This is a genomic window from Burkholderia sp. Bp9031 (assembly GCF_003857965.1).
GTDB lineage: Bacteria > Pseudomonadota > Gammaproteobacteria > Burkholderiales > Burkholderiaceae > Burkholderia > Burkholderia ambifaria_A.
Map to the genome: position 1 here is coordinate 1 of NZ_QTPW01000023.1, position 19399 is coordinate 19399.

15 protein-coding genes, 4 tRNA genes and 1 pseudogene are annotated in these 19399 nt (G+C 64.5%); 3 read left to right on the plus strand and 17 right to left on the minus strand.

The window, feature by feature from the left end; all coding sequences use genetic code 11:
* Window positions 1-2 precede the first annotated feature (2 nt).
* The 4 genes from DIE15_RS25245 to gltX form a co-directional block, all read right to left on the minus strand.
* Window positions 3-76 (minus strand) — tRNA-Asp (locus DIE15_RS25245).
* An 81-nt stretch (window positions 77-157) separates the two neighbouring features.
* Window positions 158-233: transfer RNA gene (locus DIE15_RS25250), tRNA-Glu, on the minus strand.
* 140 nt (window positions 234-373) lie between these two features.
* Window positions 374-449 (minus strand) — tRNA-Ala (locus tag DIE15_RS25255).
* 129 nt (window positions 450-578) lie between these two features.
* On the minus strand, window positions 579-1988 hold the full coding sequence (gene gltX, locus DIE15_RS25260; RefSeq protein WP_057929786.1) for a glutamate--tRNA ligase: 1410 nt from the start codon (window positions 1986-1988) through the stop codon (window positions 579-581).
* A 280-nt stretch (window positions 1989-2268) separates the two neighbouring features.
* Here gltX and DIE15_RS25265 point away from each other — a divergent pair, with 280 nt between their 5' ends.
* Window positions 2269-3195 carry a patatin-like phospholipase family protein gene (locus DIE15_RS25265; protein WP_124834640.1) on the plus strand — a complete coding sequence of 309 codons (927 nt, stop codon included), beginning with the start codon at window positions 2269-2271 and terminating at the stop codon, window positions 3193-3195.
* 123 nt (window positions 3196-3318) lie between these two features.
* On the opposite strand, the gene DIE15_RS25270 is transcribed toward DIE15_RS25265, so the two are convergent.
* The 11 genes from DIE15_RS25270 to DIE15_RS25320 all read right to left on the minus strand — a co-directional run bounded on the left by DIE15_RS25270 (window position 3319) and on the right by DIE15_RS25320 (window position 16460).
* Window positions 3319-3993 carry a C40 family peptidase gene (locus tag DIE15_RS25270; protein ID WP_057929754.1) on the minus strand — a complete coding sequence of 225 codons (675 nt, stop codon included), beginning with the start codon at window positions 3991-3993 and terminating at the stop codon, window positions 3319-3321.
* Window positions 3994-4121: 128 nt separating this feature from the next.
* Window positions 4122-5744: an ABC transporter ATP-binding protein gene (locus DIE15_RS25275; RefSeq protein WP_057929753.1), complete on the minus strand. Its 1623-nt coding sequence runs from the start codon at window positions 5742-5744 to the stop codon at window positions 4122-4124.
* Entirely contained in the window at window positions 5741-6838 is a 1098-nt protein-coding gene (locus tag DIE15_RS25280) for an ABC transporter permease (RefSeq protein WP_057929752.1), read from the minus strand. The genes DIE15_RS25275 and DIE15_RS25280 overlap by 4 nt, the downstream gene beginning before the upstream one ends.
* 48 nt (window positions 6839-6886) lie before the next feature.
* The gene (locus DIE15_RS25285; RefSeq protein WP_057929751.1) at window positions 6887-7930 is read right to left on the minus strand and encodes a microcin C ABC transporter permease YejB; all 1044 of its coding nucleotides are present in this window, start codon (window positions 7928-7930) and stop codon (window positions 6887-6889) included.
* 52 nt (window positions 7931-7982) lie between these two features.
* Complete coding sequence (locus DIE15_RS25290) at window positions 7983-9866, minus strand: extracellular solute-binding protein (RefSeq protein ID WP_124834641.1); 1884 nt, start codon at window positions 9864-9866, stop codon at window positions 7983-7985.
* A 204-nt stretch (window positions 9867-10070) separates the two neighbouring features.
* The gene (locus DIE15_RS25295) at window positions 10071-10433 is read right to left on the minus strand and encodes a hypothetical protein (protein ID WP_057929785.1); all 363 of its coding nucleotides are present in this window, start codon (window positions 10431-10433) and stop codon (window positions 10071-10073) included.
* A gap of 356 nt (window positions 10434-10789) precedes the next feature.
* Window positions 10790-11122, minus strand: a complete 333-nt coding sequence (gene cyoD / locus DIE15_RS25300; RefSeq protein ID WP_006759069.1) for a cytochrome o ubiquinol oxidase subunit IV — start codon at window positions 11120-11122, stop codon at window positions 10790-10792.
* Window positions 11123-11731: a cytochrome o ubiquinol oxidase subunit III gene (gene cyoC, locus DIE15_RS25305; RefSeq protein ID WP_006759068.1), complete on the minus strand. Its 609-nt coding sequence runs from the start codon at window positions 11729-11731 to the stop codon at window positions 11123-11125.
* Complete coding sequence (gene cyoB / locus DIE15_RS25310) at window positions 11731-13737, minus strand: cytochrome o ubiquinol oxidase subunit I (RefSeq protein WP_057925187.1); 2007 nt, start codon at window positions 13735-13737, stop codon at window positions 11731-11733. Before cyoB ends, cyoC begins: the two co-directional genes overlap by 1 nt.
* Window positions 13738-13740: 3 nt before the next feature.
* Complete coding sequence (cyoA, locus tag DIE15_RS25315; RefSeq protein WP_124834642.1) at window positions 13741-14628, minus strand: ubiquinol oxidase subunit II; 888 nt, start codon at window positions 14626-14628, stop codon at window positions 13741-13743.
* A gap of 302 nt (window positions 14629-14930) precedes the next feature.
* A complete protein-coding gene (locus tag DIE15_RS25320) occupies window positions 14931-16460 on the minus strand; it encodes an NADH-quinone oxidoreductase subunit M (RefSeq protein WP_124834643.1) in 1530 nt (509 codons plus the stop codon).
* A gap of 645 nt (window positions 16461-17105) precedes the next feature.
* Here DIE15_RS25320 and DIE15_RS37150 point away from each other — a divergent pair.
* Window positions 17106-17531, plus strand: a complete 426-nt coding sequence (locus DIE15_RS37150; protein ID WP_185734547.1) for a hypothetical protein — start codon at window positions 17106-17108, stop codon at window positions 17529-17531.
* 124 nt (window positions 17532-17655) lie between these two features.
* Here DIE15_RS37150 and DIE15_RS25335 read toward each other — a convergent pair.
* Together DIE15_RS25335 and DIE15_RS25340 are read right to left on the minus strand one after the other, a co-directional pair.
* A tRNA-Ser gene (locus tag DIE15_RS25335) sits at window positions 17656-17749 on the minus strand.
* A gap of 110 nt (window positions 17750-17859) precedes the next feature.
* Window positions 17860-19113, minus strand: a complete 1254-nt coding sequence (locus DIE15_RS25340) for an aspartate kinase (RefSeq protein WP_040144529.1) — start codon at window positions 19111-19113, stop codon at window positions 17860-17862.
* Here DIE15_RS25340 and DIE15_RS38185 point away from each other — a divergent pair.
* Window positions 19096-19333, plus strand: a pseudogene (locus tag DIE15_RS38185) (hypothetical protein); the annotation flags it as partial. The gene DIE15_RS25340 and the pseudogene DIE15_RS38185 overlap by 18 nt on opposite strands.
* Between the last annotated feature and the right edge of the window lie 66 nt (window positions 19334-19399).

Consider the following 19399-nt stretch of genomic DNA (forward strand, 5'->3'; position numbering starts at 1 on the left):
GGCGGAGCGGACGGGACTCGAACCCGCGACCCCCGGCGTGACAGGCCGGTATTCTAACCGACTGAACTACCGCTCCAACTTTCTGCACCGTTACCTGCAGGACGTCGGTTACGTTCCTGCAAGCCTCGCGACACTTCTATGAAACGCCGCTGAATCTTGGCGTCCCCTAGGGGATTCGAACCCCTGTACTCACCGTGAAAGGGTGATGTCCTAGGCCTCTAGACGAAGGGGACATAATCTTTTCAGATCTGTCTGACTTTCGCTATTCACTTACCGTCAACAGCGAAGGCCGAAATTCTAACTGCTTTAAATCATTTTGTGAAGCATTTATTACTGCCACCGCTGCTTCGCAAATCAATCCATTCTGTTCTGATGGTGGAGGTAAGCGGGATCGAACCGCTGACCTCTTGCATGCCATGCAAGCGCTCTCCCAGCTGAGCTATACCCCCTTGCAGAACAGAAATGAGATTATATGGACCGAATTTGAACTTGTAAATACCCTTTTTGCGATTCGAGCGAATTTTTTTGCGAAGCCGCCGCGACGTCACATGCGAACGGCCTCGCCCTCCGCCCCAACCTCAGGCCAGCGCAGCCTCGATACGCGACACCACGACATCGCGACCGAACAGCACGAGCACCGCGTCGATCGACGGCGTATGCGTCGTGCCCGCCACCAGCAGGCGCACCGGCATCGCGAGCTGCGGCATCTTCAGCTTGTGTGCGGCGAGCGTTGCCTTCAGCGCGGCGGACACCGCTTCCTTCGTCCAGTCGGCCGTCTTCAGTGCGGCGACGAGGTCGGCCAGCGCCGGGCGCACCGCATCGGTCACGTGCTGCGCGAGCGCGTCGGCGTCCGGCGCCGGCACGCGGTAGAACATCGCGGCGCCTTCGGCAATCTCCTTGACCGTCGTCGCGCGATCCTTCATCAGGCCAACCACCGCGTCGAGCGTGGGGCCCGTCGCGATCGCTGCGTCCTCGATGCCGAGCGCGTCGAGGAACGGCTTCGCCAGTGCGGCGAGGCGCGCGTTGTCGGCTTCCTTGATGTAATGGGCATTCAGCCAGCTCAGCTTGCTGTGGTCGTACTGCGCCGGCGACTTGCCAAGATGCTCGAGGTCGAACCATTCGACGAACTGTTCGCGCGTGAAGATTTCGGCGTCGCCGTGCGACCAGCCCAGGCGCGCGAGATAGTTGACGACGGCCTCCGGCAGGAAGCCCGCATCGCGATACGCCATCACGCTCATCGCGCCATGCCGCTTGCTCATCTTCTCGCCCTGCTCGTTCAGCACGGTCGGCAGGTGCGCATAGACGGGCGGCTCACCGCCGAGCGCGCGCAGGATGTTGATCTGGCGCGGCGTGTTGTTCACGTGGTCGTCGCCGCGGATCACGTGCGTGATGTTCATGTCCATGTCGTCCACGACCACGCAGAAGTTGTAGATCGGCGTGCCGTCCGGACGCGCGATCACGAGGTCGTCGAGTTCTTCGTTCGAGATCTCGACACGCCCCTTCACCGCGTCATCCCACACGACCGTGCCGGTCAGCGGATTGCGGAACCGCAGCACGGGCTTCACGCCGGCCGGCGGCTCGGGCAGCACCTTGCCCGGCTCCGGACGCCACGTGCCGTCGTAGCGCGGCTTGAGGCCGGCCTCGCGCTGCCGCTCGCGCAACGCGTCGAGCTCCTCGGCCGACATGTAGCACGGGTACGCGAGGCCCTTCTCGAGCATCTGCGCGAGCACCTCGCGATAGCGGTCCATCCGCTGCATCTGGTAGATCGGGCCTTCGTCGAAATCCAGGCCGAGCCACTGCATCCCTTCGAGGATCGCGTCAACGGCTTCCTGCGACGAACGTTCGACGTCGGTATCCTCGATACGCAGCACGAACGTGCCTTTCATCTTGCGGGCGAACGCCCACGGATAGAGCGCGGAGCGGATGTTGCCGAGGTGGATGAAGCCGGTGGGACTCGGCGCGAAGCGGGTACGGACAGGACGGGTCATAAACGGTAACTCGAACGCCTGGGGCGCATGAATGATTCGACGCGGGATCGACGGCGGCAGCCCGGACAGCAATGGGGCCGGCCGCGCCCGGAACGGGAAAGAAGCCGGAATTATACTCGCGCCGGTCTTCGCGCCAAGCGCGCCGCTTGCTTTATGATGTGCGCGCCGCGGCCGCCAGCCGGCGCCGCGCCGGCCGCACGGTTCATGCCGCGCGGCCGCTCGGAACCTATCGCCGCCGCGGGCCGCACGGCCCGCCGCCAAGCCGCCGGAGAACCAACCGATGTCGTCCCCTCGCCTGTCGCGCCGTCACTTCACGATCGCGTGCGCGTCCGCCAGCCTCGCCGCCTGCACGTCGTTCGGCGACAAATCCCGCTCCGACAATGGCGCGAATTCCACGCAGTCTCACGAAAAGTCCGTGAAGATCGGCATCGCGCTTGGCGGCGGCGCCGCCCGCGGCTTCTCGCACATCGGCGTGCTGAAGGCGCTCGAGGCGCGCGGCATCCCGGTCGACATCGTCGCGGGCACGAGCGCGGGCTCGGTGGTCGGCGCGCTCTACGCGTCCGGGATGAGCGGGCTGCAGATCAACAAGATCGCGCTCGACATGGATCAGGCGGCGATCAGCGACTGGGCACTGCCGTTCCGCTCGCGCGGGCTGCTGCAGGGCGTCGCGCTGCAGAACTTCCTGAACAAGACGCTCAGCAACCGGCCGATCGAAAAGATGGCGAAGCCGCTCGGCATCGTCGCGACCGACCTGCAGAATGGCCAGCCGATCCTGTTCCAGCAGGGCAATACGGGGCTCGCCGTGCGCGCGTCGTGCAGCGTGCCGTCGGTGTTCGAGCCCGTGAAGATCGGTAACCGCGAGTACGTCGACGGTGGCCTCGTCAGCCCGGTACCTGCGTCGTTCGCGCGCAAGATGGGCGCGAGCTTCGTGATCGCGGTCGACATTTCGTCGCGGCCGGACGGCGCGGCGACCAGCAACCCGATCGAGATGCTGCTGCAGACCTTCACGATCATGGGCCAGACGATCAAGACCTACGAGCTCGACAAGTATGCGGACGTCGTGATCCGCCCGAACCTCGCGGCGATGGGCGGCAGCGACTTCAACCAGCGCAACGCGGCGATCCTCGCGGGCGAGGAAGCCGTCGCGCGCATCATGCCCGAGCTGCAGCGCAAGCTCGCGGCAGCCCGCGGCGTTGCGGCGGCGTAAGCGGCCTCGCGGTGCGCGCCGCCAACTGCGGCGCCGCCTGCCGTTTTCTTGCACCCCAAAACAAAAAACCCTGCCGCCTTTCGGTGACAGGGGTTTTTCGATCCGGCGGAACGCCAGCGAGCGTCAGTTGCTGCCGTTCGCCGCGTCGTCGCCGATCGTCGCGCGCACGCGCTGGCGCAGGTCGTCGGCCTTCATCGGAAACTCCGATTCGATCCGGCGCGCGCCGGTGAACCGCTTTTCCCAGTAGCCGTTGTCGAGATCGTCGACGCGAATGGTGCTGCCCGTCGACGGCGAATGCACGAACTTGTTGTCGCCGATGTAGATGCCGACGTGCGAGAACGTGCGGCGCATCGTATTGAAGAACACGAGGTCGCCCGGCTTGAGGTTGCTCATGCTGACCTTCTCGCCGACGCGGCTCATTTCTTCCGCACGGCGCGGCAGCGACATGCCGAGCGTGTCTTGGAACACGTAGCGCACGAAGCCGCTGCAGTCGAGGCCCGAGTCCGGCGAGTTGCCGCCCCAGCGATAGCGCACGCCGATCATGTTCAGCGCACCGACGACCACGTCGCCTGCCTTGCCGGCCATGCCGGCGAGGAACGACTTAGCACCGCCCGTCGACGGCTGCGCGTTGGTCTGCTGGAGGGAGGAACCCGACCCGATCTGAGTCGAATTGGTGACATTTTGATTAAAACTGCTGACTTCGTCGGCGAACGCGCCGGGAGCTGCTGCGAACAGGGCGCCGATGAACAGCCCGGCGAGGGTGCGCGCACATGCCTGGGTCAGGGATCGATGCTGCATTGGTCGATGGAATTTGCTTAAAAATCAGCTGATTGGCGGAAAATTTCGGTCGATACTAGCCAGCGCGTAATCGTTTGTCAAAACAAATTGAAAAATACAATCGAGATAGTCAGACCATTGAACGCCTATCACGCTTTCCAGACCGCTTTCAACAGCTTTTGTGTGTAAGGATGTGACGGCTTCGTGAAGATATCGGACACGTCGCCGGACTCGACGATCGCCCCGCCCTGCATCACCGCGACGCGGTGCGCCATCGCGCCGATCACCTCCAGGTCGTGGCTGATGAATACATAGCCGAGGTTGTATTTCTGTTGCAAATTCGCGAGCAGTTTGAGCACCTGCTGCTGGATCGACACGTCGAGCGCGGACGTCGGTTCGTCGAGGATCAGGATGCGCGGCTCCAGCACGAGCGCGCGCGCGATCGCGATCCGCTGGCGCTGGCCACCCGAGAATTCGTGCGGATAGCGATGCAGCACCGTGCGATCGAGGCCGACTTCGCGCAACACGGCCAGCGACTTTGCGCGGCGCGCGTCCGGCGTCAGTTCCGGGCGATGCAGCTCGAGCCCCTCGCCGACGATCCGCTCGATCGTGTGGCGCGGTGACAGCGAACTGAACGGATCCTGAAAGACGACCTGCATGTTCGAGCGCAGCGCCGTCTGTTCGCGGCCGCGATAGGTCGACAGCGCGCGCCCCTGGAATTCGATTTCGCCGTGCGCCGTCTTCTGCAGCCCGAGTAGCGCCATCGCGAGCGTCGACTTCCCCGAGCCGGATTCACCGACGATCCCGAGCGTCTCGCCCTGCCGCACCGACACGGACACGTCCGCGACCGCCGTCACCGGCATCGTGCCGAACCACCCGGCGAAGCCCGGCCGCTTGCGCGAGAACTGCACGCTGACGTGGCGCGCATCGAGCACGACGGGCGCGATCGGCATCACCGGCACGACCGCCCGCTGCGGCCGGCTGTTCAGCAGCCGCTGCGTATACGGATGCTCCGGCTCCGCGAAGATCCGCTCGACCGGCCCGCTTTCGACCAGCTTGCCACGCTCCATCACCGCCACCCGCTCGGCGAAGTGCCGCACGAGGTTCAGGTCGTGCGTGATCAGCAGGATCGCCATCCCGCGCTTTTCCGCCTCCTCGCGCTGCAGTTCGAGCAGCAGGTCGACGATCTGCGCGCGGATCGTCACGTCGAGCGCGGTGGTCGGCTCGTCCGCGAGCAGCAGGCGCGGCCGGCATGCGAGCGCCATCGCGATCATCGCGCGCTGCCGCTGGCCGCCCGACAATTGGTGCGGGTAGCTGTCGACGCGCTTCTCCGGCTCCGCGATGCCCGTGCGCGCGAGCAACGCGATCGCGCGCTTGCGCGCCTCGCTGGCGCCCACGCCGTCGTGCAGCACGATCGTCTCGCCGATCTGCGCGCCGATCGTATACAGCGGGTTGAGCGCCGTCATCGGCTCCTGGAAGATCATCGCGATGTCCGAGCCGCGCAGCCCGCGCATCTCGCGCTCGCTCTTGCCGGCGAGGTCGTGCCCGGCAAAGCGGATCGTGCCGCTCACGTCTGCATCGCGGAGCAGCCGCAGGATCGACAGCGCGGTCACGCTCTTGCCCGACCCCGACTCGCCCACGAGCGCGACGCGCTCGCCGCGGCCGATCGCGAGCGTCACGTCGTCGACGGCCACCGTGTCGCCGAAGCGCACGTGCAGATGCTCGAGCGACAGCAGCGGTTCGCCCGCGTTCGATACGACCGTGTCGCTCATCGCTGGCCTCCCGCCGCGCGCACCGAGTCGGCGATCCGCGTGTCGAGCGCGTTGCGCAGCGCGTCGCCCATGAAGGTCAGCAGCAGCAGCGTCGCGACCAGCACGCCGAACGTCGACAGCGAGATCCACCACGCGTCGAGGTTGCCCTTGCCCTGCGCGAGCAGTTCGCCGAGGCTCGGCGTCGGCGGCGGCACGCCGAGCCCGAGGAAGTCGAGGCTCGTGAGTGCGAGGATCGCGCCGCTCATCCGGAATGGCAGGAACGTGATCACGGGTGTCAGGCTGTTCGGCAGCACGTGGCGCCAGATGATCTGCCAGTTCGTGAGCCCCATCGCGCGGGCCGCGCGCACGTAGTCCTGCGTGCGGTTGCGCAGGAACTCGGCGCGCACGTAGTCGGCAAGGCCGATCCAGCCGAACAGCGACAGCAGCACGATCAGCAGCAGGAAGCTCGGCTCGAAGATCGACGCGAAGATGATCAGCAGATACAGCTCGGGCAACGAACTCCAGATCTCGATCAGCCGCTGCCCGACGATGTCGATGCGCCCGCCGAAGAAGCCCTGCACCGCGCCGGCGGCGATCCCGAGCAGCGTGCCGATCACGGTCAGGATCAATCCGAACTCGACCGACACGCGGAACCCGTACACGAGCCGTGCGAGCAGGTCGCGCCCCTGCGCATCGGTGCCGAGCCAGTTCGCGCGCGACGGCGGCGCCGGGTTCGGCACGCTCGAGAAGTAGTTCAGCGTGTCGTAGTAATAGCGGTTCGGCGGATAGACGACGAAGTTGCCCGGCGCCTCGAGCCGCTTGCGCACGTATGGGTCGAGATAGTCGGCCGGCGTCGGGAAATCGCCGCCGAAGGTCGTCTCCGGGTACGCATGGAACATCGGGAAATAGTAGTGGTCGTCATAGCGCACGACGAGCGGCTTGTCGTTCGACCACAGCGGCGCCGCGAGGCTCGCGGCGAACGCGACGACGAAGATCACGAAGCTCCAGTAGCCCAGGCGCTGCTGACGAAAGCGCTGCCAGACGCGGCGCGCGGGCGACGGCGACACGCGCGCACGCGCAGCGTCGATGCGGGACGACACGACAGCCCGGTTCATCGCGCACCTCGCCCGATCACGCCAGGCATGCGGATGGATCGTTTCATGTCAGCGCTCCAGGTTGTCGAATTGAATGCGCGGGTCGACCCACACGTAGCAGAGGTCGGAGATCAGCTTGGTCGCGAGCCCGATCAGCGTGAACAGGTACAGCGTGCCGAGCACGACCGGGTAGTCGCGCCGCACGACCGACTCGTACGACAGCAGCCCGAGGCCGTCGAGCGAGAACAGCGTCTCTATCAGCAGGCTGCCGGTGAAGAACGCGCCGATAAACGCGGCCGGAAAGCCCACGATCAGCGGCAGCATCGCGTTGCGGAACACGTGCTTCCACAGCACCGTGCGCTCGGCGAGCCCTTTCGCGCGCGCGGTCAGCACGTACTGTTTGCGGATCTCGTCGAGGAACGCGTTTTTCGTGAGCATCGTGACGACCGCGAAGCTGCCGACGACCGACGCCGTGATCGGCAGCGCGATGTGCCATAGATAGTCGAGCACCTTGCCGATTGACGACAGCTGCGAGAAGTTGTCCGACGTGAGCCCGCGCAGCGGGAACAGCTGCCAGAACGAGCCGCCGCCGAACAGCACAAGCAGCAGCACGCCGAGCACGAAACCCGGAATCGCATAGCCGACCAGCACGACGAGGCTCGTCGCGACGTCGAACGGCGAGCCGTTGCGCACGGCTTTCGCGATGCCGAGCGGCACGGAGATCAGATAGGTGACGAAGAACGTCCACAGCCCGATGCTGATCGACACCGGCAGCTTCTGCACGATCAGCGACCACACGCTCTGGTGGCGGAAGTAGCTGTCGCCGAGATCGAAGCGCGCGAAGCGCTTCAGCATCAGCCAGTACCGCTCGAGCGGCGGCTTGTCGAAGCCGTACAGCGCCTTGAGCTGCGCGAGCTGCTGCGCGTCGACGCCCGTATGCGCGCGCATCCCGAACGGCGCCGCGCCCTGCTCCGTCGCACCCTTGCGCAGTTCCTGCACGGCCTGTTCGACCGGGCCGCCCGGCACGAACTGGATCACGACGAACGTGAGCGTAAGCACGCCGACGAGCGTCGGGATCATCAGCAGCAGGCGTTTGAGGATGTAGCTCCACATAGGGCGGCGACTCGCGATCGATAGGCTGGGTTGAACGAAGGGCCGGCAGGCTTCAGTGATCGGGCTTGGCCCACCAGGTCGACACGACCCAGCCCTCGGCCGAATAGTACAGCGGCAGCGTCTGCGGATAGCCGAGCGTGCGCTTGTAGGCGATCCGGTGCGTCGTGCTGTACCACTGCGGGACCGCGTAATAGCCGTGCATCAGCACGCGGTCGAGCGCATGCGTCGCGTCGAGCAGGTCGTCGCGCGTCTGCGCGGCGCCGAGCGCATGCAGCAGCGCGTCGACGGCCGGCGACTTCAGGCCGATGATGTTATCGGAGCCCGGCTCGTCGGCGAACCTGCTGGCGTAGCGCGAGAACTGCTCGGCGCCCGGCACCTGCACGCCCGGCAGGCGGACCGTCGTCATGTCGTAGTCGAACGCGTCGAGCCGCTTTTGCAGCAGCGCGTAATCGGCCGTGCGAAAGCGCGCGTCGATGCCGAGCTTCGCGAGGTTGCGCTGGTAGGCGGTCACGATGCCCTCCATCGCCGCGCCCGAATCGTCGAGGATCTCGAACGTGAACGGCTCGCCCTGCGCATTGCGCAGCGCGCCGTCGCGGTAGGTCCAGCCGGCCTGCGCGAGCAGCGCGCGCGCCTTCAGCAGGTTCGTGCGCAGCGACCCCGGCGGGTTCGTGCTCGGTTGCGTGACCATGGGGCCGAACACGGCCGGGTCGAGCTGCCCGCGCAACGGTTCCAGCAGCTTCAGCTCGCCCGGGCCCGGCATACCGGTCGCCTGCAGGTCGGTGTCGGCGAAATAGCTGTCGAGGCGCGTGTACGCGCCATAGAACAGCTGGCGGTTCAGCCATTCGAAGTCGAACGCGAGATCGAGCGCCTGGCGCACGCGCACGTCGCGAAACAGCGGCCGGCGCAGGTTCATGAAGAAACCCTGCATGCCTGCGCCGTTGTGCTGGCGGAATTCGCGCTTGACGAGCTCGCCGCTGTCGAAGCGCTTGCCGACGTCGCGCCGCGTCCAGTTGCGCGCAATGTATTCGACCAGCACGTCGTACTCGCCGGCCTTGAACGCCTCGAGCCGCGCGACGCCGTCGCCGTACAGCTTGTAGACGATCCGCTCGAAGTTGTTGGTGCCGACCCGTACCGGCAGGTCGGCACCCCAGTAAGCGGGATTGCGCCGGTACGTGATGGTGCGGCCGTTGTCGTAGCGCTCGATCAGGTACGGGCCGCTGCCGATGGGCTGCTCGAACGCGAGCTGGTCGAACGGAATCCGCGTACCGTCCGCGCGCAGCCCCCACTTGCGCGAGAACACCGGCACGCCGCCGGCGATCAGCGGCAGCTCGCGGTTCGCGCTGCGGAATTCGAACCGCACGGTCGCGCGGTCGATCACGACAGCCTTCGCGATTTCGGCGAAATACGCGCCGAACTGCGGCGCGGCCTGCTTGCTCTTCAGCGTGTCGAACGAAAACCTGACGTCGTCGGCCGTGACCGGGTCGCCGTTCGAGAAGCGCGCGCGCGGGTTCAGGTGGAACGTGACCGAGCGGCGGTCCGGCGCGATCTCGATGTCGTCGGCGAGCAGCCCGTAGGCGGACGCCGGTTCGTCCGAGCTACCGGTCGCGAGGCTCTCGAACAGCATGTCGATGCCCGGCGCGGAATTGCCGCGCATCGTGAACGGATTGAACTTGTCGAACGACGTGAGCCGGTTCGGGTTCGCGAGCACGAGCGTGCCGCCCTTCGGGGCGTCCGGGTTCACGTAGTCGAAATGCTTGAAGCCCGGCTGATATTTCGGCTCGCCGTACTGCGCGATCGCATAGGCCGCATGCGCGGCCGTCGCGGCCAGTACCGCCTGTATTGCCCATACTGCCGCCGTGCGGCCGGCGGCCCGTACCGCATGCGCGGCGGCGAAACGGATGCGCGCGGCGGCGGCCCGGTGCGAACCCTTCGTCATAGAGGCCCTGTCGGTCGATTGAGGGATGGAACGTAGGTCGATTCTACCCATTCAATTCGACACCGAGCCAGCTTGCGGCCCGTTCGTGCGTGACCTTGCCGCGCCGCGACGTCCGCACGCAGCCTGCGCAAGCAAAAGAAAACCGCCACGCAGGCGGTTTTCTTGCTCCTGTTGCGCACGCGTCACGCATGCGCAATCTGTCGATCAGCGCCAGCCGTTGTGGCGGCCGTTATCCCAGTGACCGTGGCCATGCTCGCCGCCCCAGCCACGACCGTGATGGCGATACCACTCGTCGCGGCCCCAGTAGCGGCGGCCGTCCCAGTAGCGATCGCCGTGCCAGCCGATCACGATCGCCGGTGCCGGCGCGTAGACGGGCGCCGGGGCATATACAGGCGCCGGCTGGTAGACGACCGGCGGAGGCGGCGGCGCATACACGGGCGCGGGTGCGACGTAGACTGGAGCCGGCACGCCGACGTTGATCCCGACATTGACTCCCGCCATTGCTGCGCCCGACACGAGCAAGGCCGTCATACCGGTCAAGAGCGAGGCAACACGCAAAGTCTTCATGGATTCCTCTTCGAGTTGTTTCATGTGTGATTCGACTATAACGGCAAGCGCCGTCTACGCATATTTCAAGTTTGTAAGAACTGATGCGCGGCATCGCAACCGGAAGCGCCCGCTAACGTCTTGTAACAATTGACGGGCCGACCCGCACGAGGCACGCCTTCTTCGCCCCGCCCGGCGGGCCTTCGCGCCCGGCACGCGGCGGCGCACCCGCGCGCCGAATCATACTGCGTTCCGGCTCGCGTTCGAGCTGCCGGCAACGTCGAGGCGCTTGGCCGGGTGTCGAGGACGAAAAAAAAGCGGCACTCGCGTGCCGCGTGCCGCTTCTTCATGGCCAGCGCGCTGCGCCGAGATGTCGCTCAGCGCGACATCATGTTCATGCTGACGTTGTGCATCACCCATAGCGTGCCGACGATCAGGATCGCCGCGGTCAACACGGTGTAGCTGAACGCCATCACGTTCCAGCGTTGGCCGGACGAACCGTTCATGTGCAGGAAGTACACGAGGTGCACGACGATCTGCACGAATGCAAGCGCAGCCAGCGCGATCAGCGATGCGTGCGGCGACAACACGCCGCCCATCACGAGGCCGAACGACGCGGCTGTGAGCAGCACCGACAGGATGAAACCGGCGACATAGCCGCCGACGCTGCCGTGCCCTTCTTCGAGTTGAGACGAATGCGAATGGGCCATTTAGATCACGCTCGCGAGATAGACAAAGGAAAACACGCAGATCCACACGATGTCGAGGAAGTGCCAGAAGAGGCTCAGGCACGTCAGGCGCCGCAGGTCGCGATCGGTCAGGTCGCCGCCACGCAGCACGATCTGTCCGGCCAGCACGATCATCCACAGAAGGCCTGCCGTCACGTGCAGCCCGTGCGTGCCGACCAGCGTGAAGAACGCCGACAGGAACGCGCTGCGCTGCGGGCCCGCGCCTTCCGCGATCAGGTGCGAGAACTCGCGCAGTTCCATCGCAAGGAACGCCGCGCCGAGCACGAACGTCACCGCGAGCCATGCGAGCAGCGCGCCACGCCGCTGCTTGTACGCGGCCAGCATCGCGAAGCCGTAGGTGATGCTCGACAGCAGCAGCGCGGCGGTTTCCACCGCGACGCCCGGAATGTCGAACAGGTCCTTCGCGGTCGGACCGCCCGCGTACTGGTTGCCGAGCACGGCGAACGTCGCGAACAGCGCCGCGAAGATTACGCAGTCGGTCATCAGGTACAGCCAGAAGCCGAACACCGAGTGCGACGGCGGATGGTCGTCGTGCTCGAGCAGGGTTGCGCTCAAGGTTTTCTGCAACATCAGTTGGCCTCCAGTTCCACGTCGTCGACACGCGTGGCCACGCGCACCGCCGGTTGCTTCTCTTCGATCTTGCGCACTTTCGACGCCGGGATGTAGTAGCCGTCGTTGTCACGCGAGCTGTAGACCACGAGCGTCGCGACGATGCCGACCAGGCCGCCGATCGCCATCCACCAGATGTGCCACACCAGCGCGAAGCCGAGCACCAGGCTGAAGATCGCGATCACGAGGCCCGCACACGTATTCGACGGCATGTGGATGTCGCGGATCGTCGCCGGGTTCGGCCGTCCGTCGCCGCGTGCCTTCATGTCGGCGTACGCGTCCAGCGTGCGCACTTGCGGAATCACCGCGAAGTTGTAGTCGGCCGGCGGCGACGAGGTCGCCCATTCCAGCGTGCGGCCGCCCCACGGATCGCCCGTGGTGTCGCGGTACTCGGGCAGGTTGCGGTTGCGGATGCTAACGACCAGTTGCAGCAGTTGGCAGGCAATGCCGATCGCGATCAGCACGGCGCCGAACGCGGCGACCAGCAGCCACGGATGCCACGCCGGGTTGTCGTAGTGGTTCAGGCGACGCGTCATGCCCATGAAGCCGAGCACGTAGAGCGGCACGAACGCGACGTAGAAGCCGACCTGCCAGAACCAGAACGCAGCCTTGCCGAGCTTCTCGTTCAGCTTGAAGCCGAATGCCTTCGGGAACCAGTAGTTGAAGCCCGCGAGATAGCCGAACAGCACGCCGCCGATGATCACGTTGTGGAAGTGCGCGATCAGGAACAGGCTGTTGTGCAGCACGAAGTCCGCGCCCGGGATCGCCATCATCACGCCGGTCATGCCGCCGAGCGTGAACGTGACCATGAAGCCGATCGTCCACAGCACGGGCGTCGTGAATTCGATCCGGCCGCGGTACATCGTAAACAGCCAGTTGAACACCTTCACGCCGGTCGGGATCGCGATGATCATCGTCATGATGCCGAAGAACGCATTCACGTTCGCACCGGAACCCATCGTGAAGAAGTGATGCAGCCACACGAGGAACGACAGCACCATGATCGCGCAGGTCGCGTACACCATCGTCTTGTAGCCGAACAGCGGCTTCTTCGAGAACGTCGCGATGACTTCCGAGAAGATGCCGAACGCCGGCAGGATCAGGATGTACACCTCCGGATGGCCCCACGCCCAGATCAGGTTCAGGTACAGCATCGCGTTGCCGCCGGCTTCGTTCGTGAAGAAGTGCATGCCGAGATAGCGGTCGAGGCCGAGCAGCGCGAGCGTCGCGGTCAGGATCGGGAACGACGCCATGATCAGCACGTTCGTGCAAAGGGCCGTCCACGTGAACACCGGCATCTTCATCAGCGTCATGCCGGGCGCGCGCATCTTGATGATCGTCACGAAGAAGTTCACGCCGGTCAGCAGCGTGCCGACGCCCGAGATCTGCAGCGCCCACAGGTAGTAGTCGACCCCTACCCCCGGACTGAACTGCAGCTCCGACAGCGGCGGATAGGCGAGCCAGCCCGTCTGTGCGAACTCGCCGATCACGAGCGACACGTTGATCAGGATCGCGCTGACCGCCGTCATCCAGAAGGAGAGCGAGTTGATGAACGGGAACGCGACGTCACGCGCGCCGATCTGTAGCGGCACGACCAGGTTCATCAGGCCGACCATGAACACCATCGCCATGAAGAAGATCATGATCACGCCGTGCGCGGTGAAGATCTGGTCATAGTGGTGCGGCGGCAGGTAGCCGGGCGCGTTGTACGCGAGCGCGAGCTGCATGCGCATCATGATCGCGTCGGCAAAACCGCGCAGCAGCATGATCAGCGCGACGATGATGTACATCACGCCGAGTTTCTTGTGGTCGACTGTCGTCAACCATTCCGTCCACAGCCACTTCCAGCGGCCGGTGATCGTCAGCGCGGCGAGGATGCCCAGCACGACCAGGCCCATGAAGGCGCCGGCCACCATGATGATGGGCTGATCGAACGGGATCGCCGATAGTGTGAGTTTGCCGAACATGCGTTACCCCTTCGTGCCGCAGGCGGCGTCCTTCAGGTCGAGGACGTGGCCATCGTTGTATTTCGCGATGATGTTGTGGAAGAGCCGCGGATCGACCGACGAGAAGTAGCGCACGGGCGCCTTCTCGCTCGGCTGCGCGACGGTGCCGTACACGGTCGCGTCGAGTCGCTCGGGCGAGGCCTTCACCTTCTGCACCCATGCGTCGAACTGCTCGCGCGGCTCGGCGAGCGTGCGAAACTTCATGTCGGAGAAGCCGCGGCCGCTGAAGTTGGCGGACGTGCCCGCGTAGTCGCCGGCTTCGTCGGCGATCAGGTGCAGGCGTGTCTGCATGCCTGCCATCGCGTAGACCTGGCCGCCGAGCTGCGGAATGAAGAACGAGTTCATCACCGAATCCGACGTGATGCGGAAGTTCACCGGCGTGCCGACCGGAATCGCGAGCTGGTTCACCGACGCGATGCCGAGTTCCGGATAGATGAACAGCCACTTCCAGTCGAGCGCGACGACCTCGACGTCGATCGGCTTCACCGCCGACTCGAGCGGCTTGTACGGATCGAGCTCGTGCGTGGTCTTCCACGTGAGCACGCCGAGGAACAGGATGATCAGCGTCGGCACCGTCCAGATCACGACCTCGATCGCGGTCGAGTGCGACCAGTTTGGCGCGTAGGCGGCGTTGCGGTTCGATGCGCGGTAGCGCCACGCGAACCACAGCGTGAGCAGGATCACCGGCACGACGACGATCAGCATCGCCCATGTCGAGGTTGCGATCAGCGCCTTTTCGGCGGCGCCGACGCTTCCTTTCGGATTTAGTACATCTAAATTACAACCTGACAGACTCAGCGCCGCGCCGATCGACATCAGCGCCGTCCAGCCTTTTGAAGCTCTTCTTTTCATCACACAGCCCGAGGGTCATTGAATCCGTTGCGTATGCCCGATGCGCATTCGATCCACGAAAGTGGCCGAATCATACGTCGCGCGGGCGCGATGAAAAACCGGCGGATGCGGCAAATCATCATTGCAAAATCTGCTGTGAGACAGATTGTCGCGGGGGGCGATTTCACGCAGCCGGAAGCCGGCCGCGAGCCGACCGGACACCGGCAGAAAGCCGGGGGGACACCGCCCGCGCCGCCCCGATGGATGTGCGTAGAACGGCCGCATCGTCGCGCGATGCGGCCGTTCTACGCGATGTCATGCGATCAGCCGCGCGCCGATGCCATGTACGCCGGCTGCGTCGGCGCGACGCCGTCACCGGCCGGCAGCTTCGAATGGCTCGCGTCGTCGATCAACCGTGCGACGGTCGGATCGATCGCATCGGTAAACGGCTTCGGATCGACGCCGACCATCAGCACGATCAGCGCGAGCGACGCGAACATCACGATCTCGCGACGGCTCAGGTCGGCGAGCTTCGCGATGCGCGGGCTCGCGATCTTGCCGAACACGACGCGCTTGACCATCCACAACGTGTACGACGCGCTGAGGATCAGCGTCAGCGCCGCGATTGCCCCGATCCAGAAGTTGACGCGAATCGCGCCCATGATGACCATGAACTCGCCGACGAAGCCGGACGTGCCCGGCAGGCCGACGTTGGCCATCGCGAACAGGAGCGCGAACGTCGCAAAGCGCGGCATCACGCCCGCCACGCCGCCGTACGCGGCGATCTCGCGCTGCTTCGTGCGATCGACCAGCACGCTCACGCAGAGCAGCATCGCACCCGCGACGAAGCCGTACGACACGAGTTGCACGATCGCGCCTTCGACGCCGATCTGATTGAACAGGAACAGCCCGAGCGTGACGATCCCCATGTGCGCGACCGTCGAATACGCGAGCAGCTTGCCGAGGTCGGTCTGCGCGAGCGCGATCAGGCTCGCGTAGACGATCGCGAACAGCGACAGCGCGATGACGGCCGGCGCGAAGAAGTGGCTCGCGTCCGGCGTGATCGGCAGCGCGAAGCGCAGGAAGCCGTAACCGCCGAGCTTGAGCATCGCGAGCATCAGCGCGGCGCCCGTCGGACCGTCCGTATAGACGTCGCGCAGCCACGTGTGAACCGGCCACATCGGCACCTTGACCGCGAACGCGGCGAAGAAACCGAGAAACACCAGCAACTGCGGCGCGAAGCCGAGCTGCAGCGTGCGCCATGCGTTCATGTCGAACGTATGCGACTTCGCGAACAGGTACAGCATCGCCATCAACAGCAGCAGCGAGCCCGCGAACGAGATGAAGAAGAATTTCACGGCTGCGTAGACGCGATGCTCCCTGCCCCACGTGCCGATCAGCAGGTACAGCGGAATCAGCGTCGCCTCGAAGAAGATGAAGAACAACAGCCCGTCCTGCGCGACGAACACGCCGACCATCAGCCCCGACAGAATCAGGAACGACGCGTAGTACTGCGCGATGCGCACCGTGACCGACTCCCACGAAGCGATCACGACGACGAGCGTCGTGAAAGCGGTCAGCACGACGAGCCACAGCGACGCGCCGTCGATCCCGACGCGCCAGCCGGCGTTGAAGGCCGCCAGCCAGTCGCGCGCTTCGGCGAACTGCATTGCGGCCGAGTGCGAATCGAATCCGGCGACGAGCGGCACGACCGCCGCCAGCCCCGCCAGTGCGCCGACGAGCGCGATCAGTCTCGTGCGATGCGGATGACGGTCGGAGCCGGCGCGCAGCAGGCACGCGCCGAACAGGATCGGAACCCAGATCGCCAGGCTCAGGAAAGGGAAATCATGCATGTCAACAGGCCTTGAGAGAGTCGCGCACTGCATCGGGAACAGGCGTGACGAAGGGAACGAAATCAAATCGACAGATAGATTTCGTGGATCGTCAATGTTGGCAAAATGTAAAGCGGAATCAGGGCAAAACTTGACGCCGCTCAAGCGCAATCGGGTTAACCAGCATAAGGCGATTGATTATTTTTTGCATCGCAACAGATCCTCGTTTCGCTGCATACCGATAGACATCTGATTTCTATGAGTAATTTTTTGTATTACGAAGCGACGTCGATCGCTCGAATCGGTGCGATGCCGCATTTTTTCCAAAAAATCGATGCTTCGATGCGCAAGAACAGAATGTGGGGATCGATGAATGAAAGCGATTCGATCCTTACATATAACCTTTCGTTTTTATTTCAATGAATGCCGATTGCCGCGATTGGCAACACGGGCCGCAGCGTATTCAGCTGACGCTGATGGCTCAGCCTGTCCCACACGCGCATCGTCACCGCACGATAGTGGTTGTGTTGCGCGGGGAATTTTCGCCCGGTTCGCATTGACGCCGGCAGGCAGGAACGCGGGCGGGCGCGATACGCGTGGTACGCATAGCCGTGTCGCGTGCAGTAGCGAACGAAGTTCTCTTCGTGAACATCGCCGTAACCGCCAATGTGCGACGTGTGCAAGCTCCCGAACGCGATGCCTGCGCGCGGGGTTCAGGTGCCGCGCGGGCTCGCACGTTCGTTGCTGCGCGGCCCGCCAGCCGTCCATCGCCCGCGGCTGCTCGCCCTGCCAAACGCGCGCCGCATCGTCGACGAGTGCGAGCAGCAATACGCCCGGCTCCATCGCGACGAGCTGCGCGTTGATCGCGTGGGTCTTGTGAATCACCTGCTGGCGCCCGCCGTACACGTGCGTGCCGTCGACGATCGCGTGCCGGTAGCCGCAGCCCCGCGCATAACGCTCGTGATTGTCGACGAACCCGTCGACAGGTCGATACGAAAGGATGGTCCGTACGGAATGCATGCCCGCCGGAACTCCAACGTGAGCCGCGCGGGAGGATACGCCTATTTAGCGCATGCTCGTCGCTCGCGTTGAGCATTGATTGGCTGTCCGGACGAAGCGTGGCACCGAGGGCAAGTCAGGAAAGGGAGCGAGGAAAAGAACCAAAAAAGAAAAAGCCCCGCAAGTCCGAGAACTTGCGGGGCTTTGTCACCGCTTTTGGCGGAGACGGAGGGATTCGAACCCTCGATCCAGGTTTTGGCCCAGATGCTCCCTTAGCAGGGGAGTGCCTTCGACCTCTCGGCCACGTCTCCCAAACTTTCGCTCGCACCAGGGAGGCAGTGCGACGAGAACGAAATAATATAGGGTTTCGAACCGCCCGTCAATTTCCGTGATGCATTTTCTTCAATGCATCACAAAAAATTCACGCTGCCTGGTCGAGTTCGAATGCCTTGTGCAGCGCGCGGACGGCCAACTCCATATATTTCTCGTCAATCAGCACCGAAATCTTGATTTCGGACGTCGAGATCATCTGGATGTTGATGCCCTCTTCCGACAGCGTGCGGAACATCTTGCTCGCGACGCCCACGTGCGAACGCATGCCGACGCCGACGACCGACACCTTCGACACCTTCGGGTCGCCCTGCACGCGCTCGGCGCTCACATGGCCCTGCACCTGGTTGGTGAGGATGTCCATCGCCTTCTGGTAATCGCCGCGACCGACCGTGAACGTGAAGTCGGTCTTGCCTTCGACGCTCTGGTTCTGGATGATCATGTCGACGTCGACGTTCGCGTCGGCGACCGGGCCGAGGATTTGATACGCGATGCCCGGCTTGTCGGGCACACCCATCACCGCAATGCGTGCTTCGTCGCGCTGGAACGCGATGCCGGAAATGACTGCCTTTTCCATGGTCTCGTCTTCTTCAAAAGTAATCAGGGTGCCCGAGCGCATTTCTTCGTCGAGCGCAATCAGCGGATCGGTCAGGCTCGACAGCACACGCGTCTTCACCTGGTATTTGCCGGCGAATTCGACCGAGCGGATCTGCAGGACCTTCGAGCCGAGGCTGGCCATTTCCAGCATTTCCTCGAACGTCACGCGGTCGAGGCGTCGCGCCTCTTCGACCACGCGCGGGTCGGTCGTGTAGACGCCGTCGACGTCCGTGTAAATCAGGCACTCTTCGGCATCCAGCGCGGCCGCGACCGCCACCGCCGACGTGTCCGAGCCGCCACGGCCCAGCGTCGTGATGTGGCCGTCCGGATCAACGCCCTGGAAGCCCGTGATGATCACGACCTTGCCTGCGTTCAGATCGGCCTTCACGCGCTCGTCGTCGATCGAGTGGATACGCGCCTTCGTGAACGCGCTGTCCGTCTTGATCGGCACTTGCCAGCCGGCATAACTCACGGCTTCGACGCCGATTTCCTGCAGCGCGATCGACAGCAGGCCGACGCTGACCTGCTCGCCGGTCGACGCGATCATGTCGAGCTCACGCGGGCTCGGCTGGCTCGAAATCTCTTTCGCGAGACCGAGCAGACGGTTGGTTTCGCCGGACATCGCGGACGGCACGACCACCATCTGGTGCCCGGCCTGATGCCATTTTGCGACGCGTTTCGCGACGTTCTTGATGCGCTCGACCGAGCCCATCGAAGTGCCGCCGTATTTGTGTACGATGAGTGCCATTGTCGTTCTGAACTGGAGGAGAAACCGCACGGGTGCGCTGGGCAGGCCGCGTTGCCGTTCGGTCACGCGGCTTGTGGCTGTGGACGGACGACGAGGGGGACGGCTGGGACGCAACACGCAAGCGTGACGGATTTTGCCCGGAAGGCCGATCAGGCCGCGCAAACCGGGTACGTCACGCGGAAAACCTGCACAAAACGCTCAAAAATCGAGCCGAGCAAACGACCGAGCGTACCCGATAGAGGCCCGCTTGACAAGCCGCTCGCCGGTTTGGCGAGCGTTCCGGCGC

Coding starts and splice junctions, on each gene's coding strand:
- cyoA (WP_124834642.1), bottom strand. CDS start 14,628: ATGAAAAGAAGAGCTTCAAAAGGCTGGACGGCGCTGATGTCGATCGGC.
- cyoD (WP_006759069.1), bottom strand. CDS start 11,122: ATGGCCCATTCGCATTCGTCTCAACTCGAAGAAGGGCACGGCAGCGTC.
- DIE15_RS25320 (WP_124834643.1), bottom strand. CDS start 16,460: ATGCATGATTTCCCTTTCCTGAGCCTGGCGATCTGGGTTCCGATCCTG.
- DIE15_RS25280 (WP_057929752.1), bottom strand. CDS start 6,838: ATGAACCGGGCTGTCGTGTCGTCCCGCATCGACGCTGCGCGTGCGCGC.
- DIE15_RS25275 (WP_057929753.1), bottom strand. CDS start 5,744: ATGAGCGACACGGTCGTATCGAACGCGGGCGAACCGCTGCTGTCGCTC.
- DIE15_RS25285 (WP_057929751.1), bottom strand. CDS start 7,930: ATGTGGAGCTACATCCTCAAACGCCTGCTGCTGATGATCCCGACGCTC.
- DIE15_RS37150 (WP_185734547.1), top strand. CDS start 17,106: ATGTGCGACGTGTGCAAGCTCCCGAACGCGATGCCTGCGCGCGGGGTT.
- DIE15_RS25270 (WP_057929754.1), bottom strand. CDS start 3,993: ATGCAGCATCGATCCCTGACCCAGGCATGTGCGCGCACCCTCGCCGGG.
- cyoB (WP_057925187.1), bottom strand. CDS start 13,737: ATGTTCGGCAAACTCACACTATCGGCGATCCCGTTCGATCAGCCCATC.
- DIE15_RS25290 (WP_124834641.1), bottom strand. CDS start 9,866: ATGACGAAGGGTTCGCACCGGGCCGCCGCCGCGCGCATCCGTTTCGCC.
- DIE15_RS25295 (WP_057929785.1), bottom strand. CDS start 10,433: ATGAAGACTTTGCGTGTTGCCTCGCTCTTGACCGGTATGACGGCCTTG.
- DIE15_RS25265 (WP_124834640.1), top strand. CDS start 2,269: ATGTCGTCCCCTCGCCTGTCGCGCCGTCACTTCACGATCGCGTGCGCG.
- gltX (WP_057929786.1), bottom strand. CDS start 1,988: ATGACCCGTCCTGTCCGTACCCGCTTCGCGCCGAGTCCCACCGGCTTC.
- cyoC (WP_006759068.1), bottom strand. CDS start 11,731: ATGTTGCAGAAAACCTTGAGCGCAACCCTGCTCGAGCACGACGACCAT.
- DIE15_RS25340 (WP_040144529.1), bottom strand. CDS start 19,113: ATGGCACTCATCGTACACAAATACGGCGGCACTTCGATGGGCTCGGTC.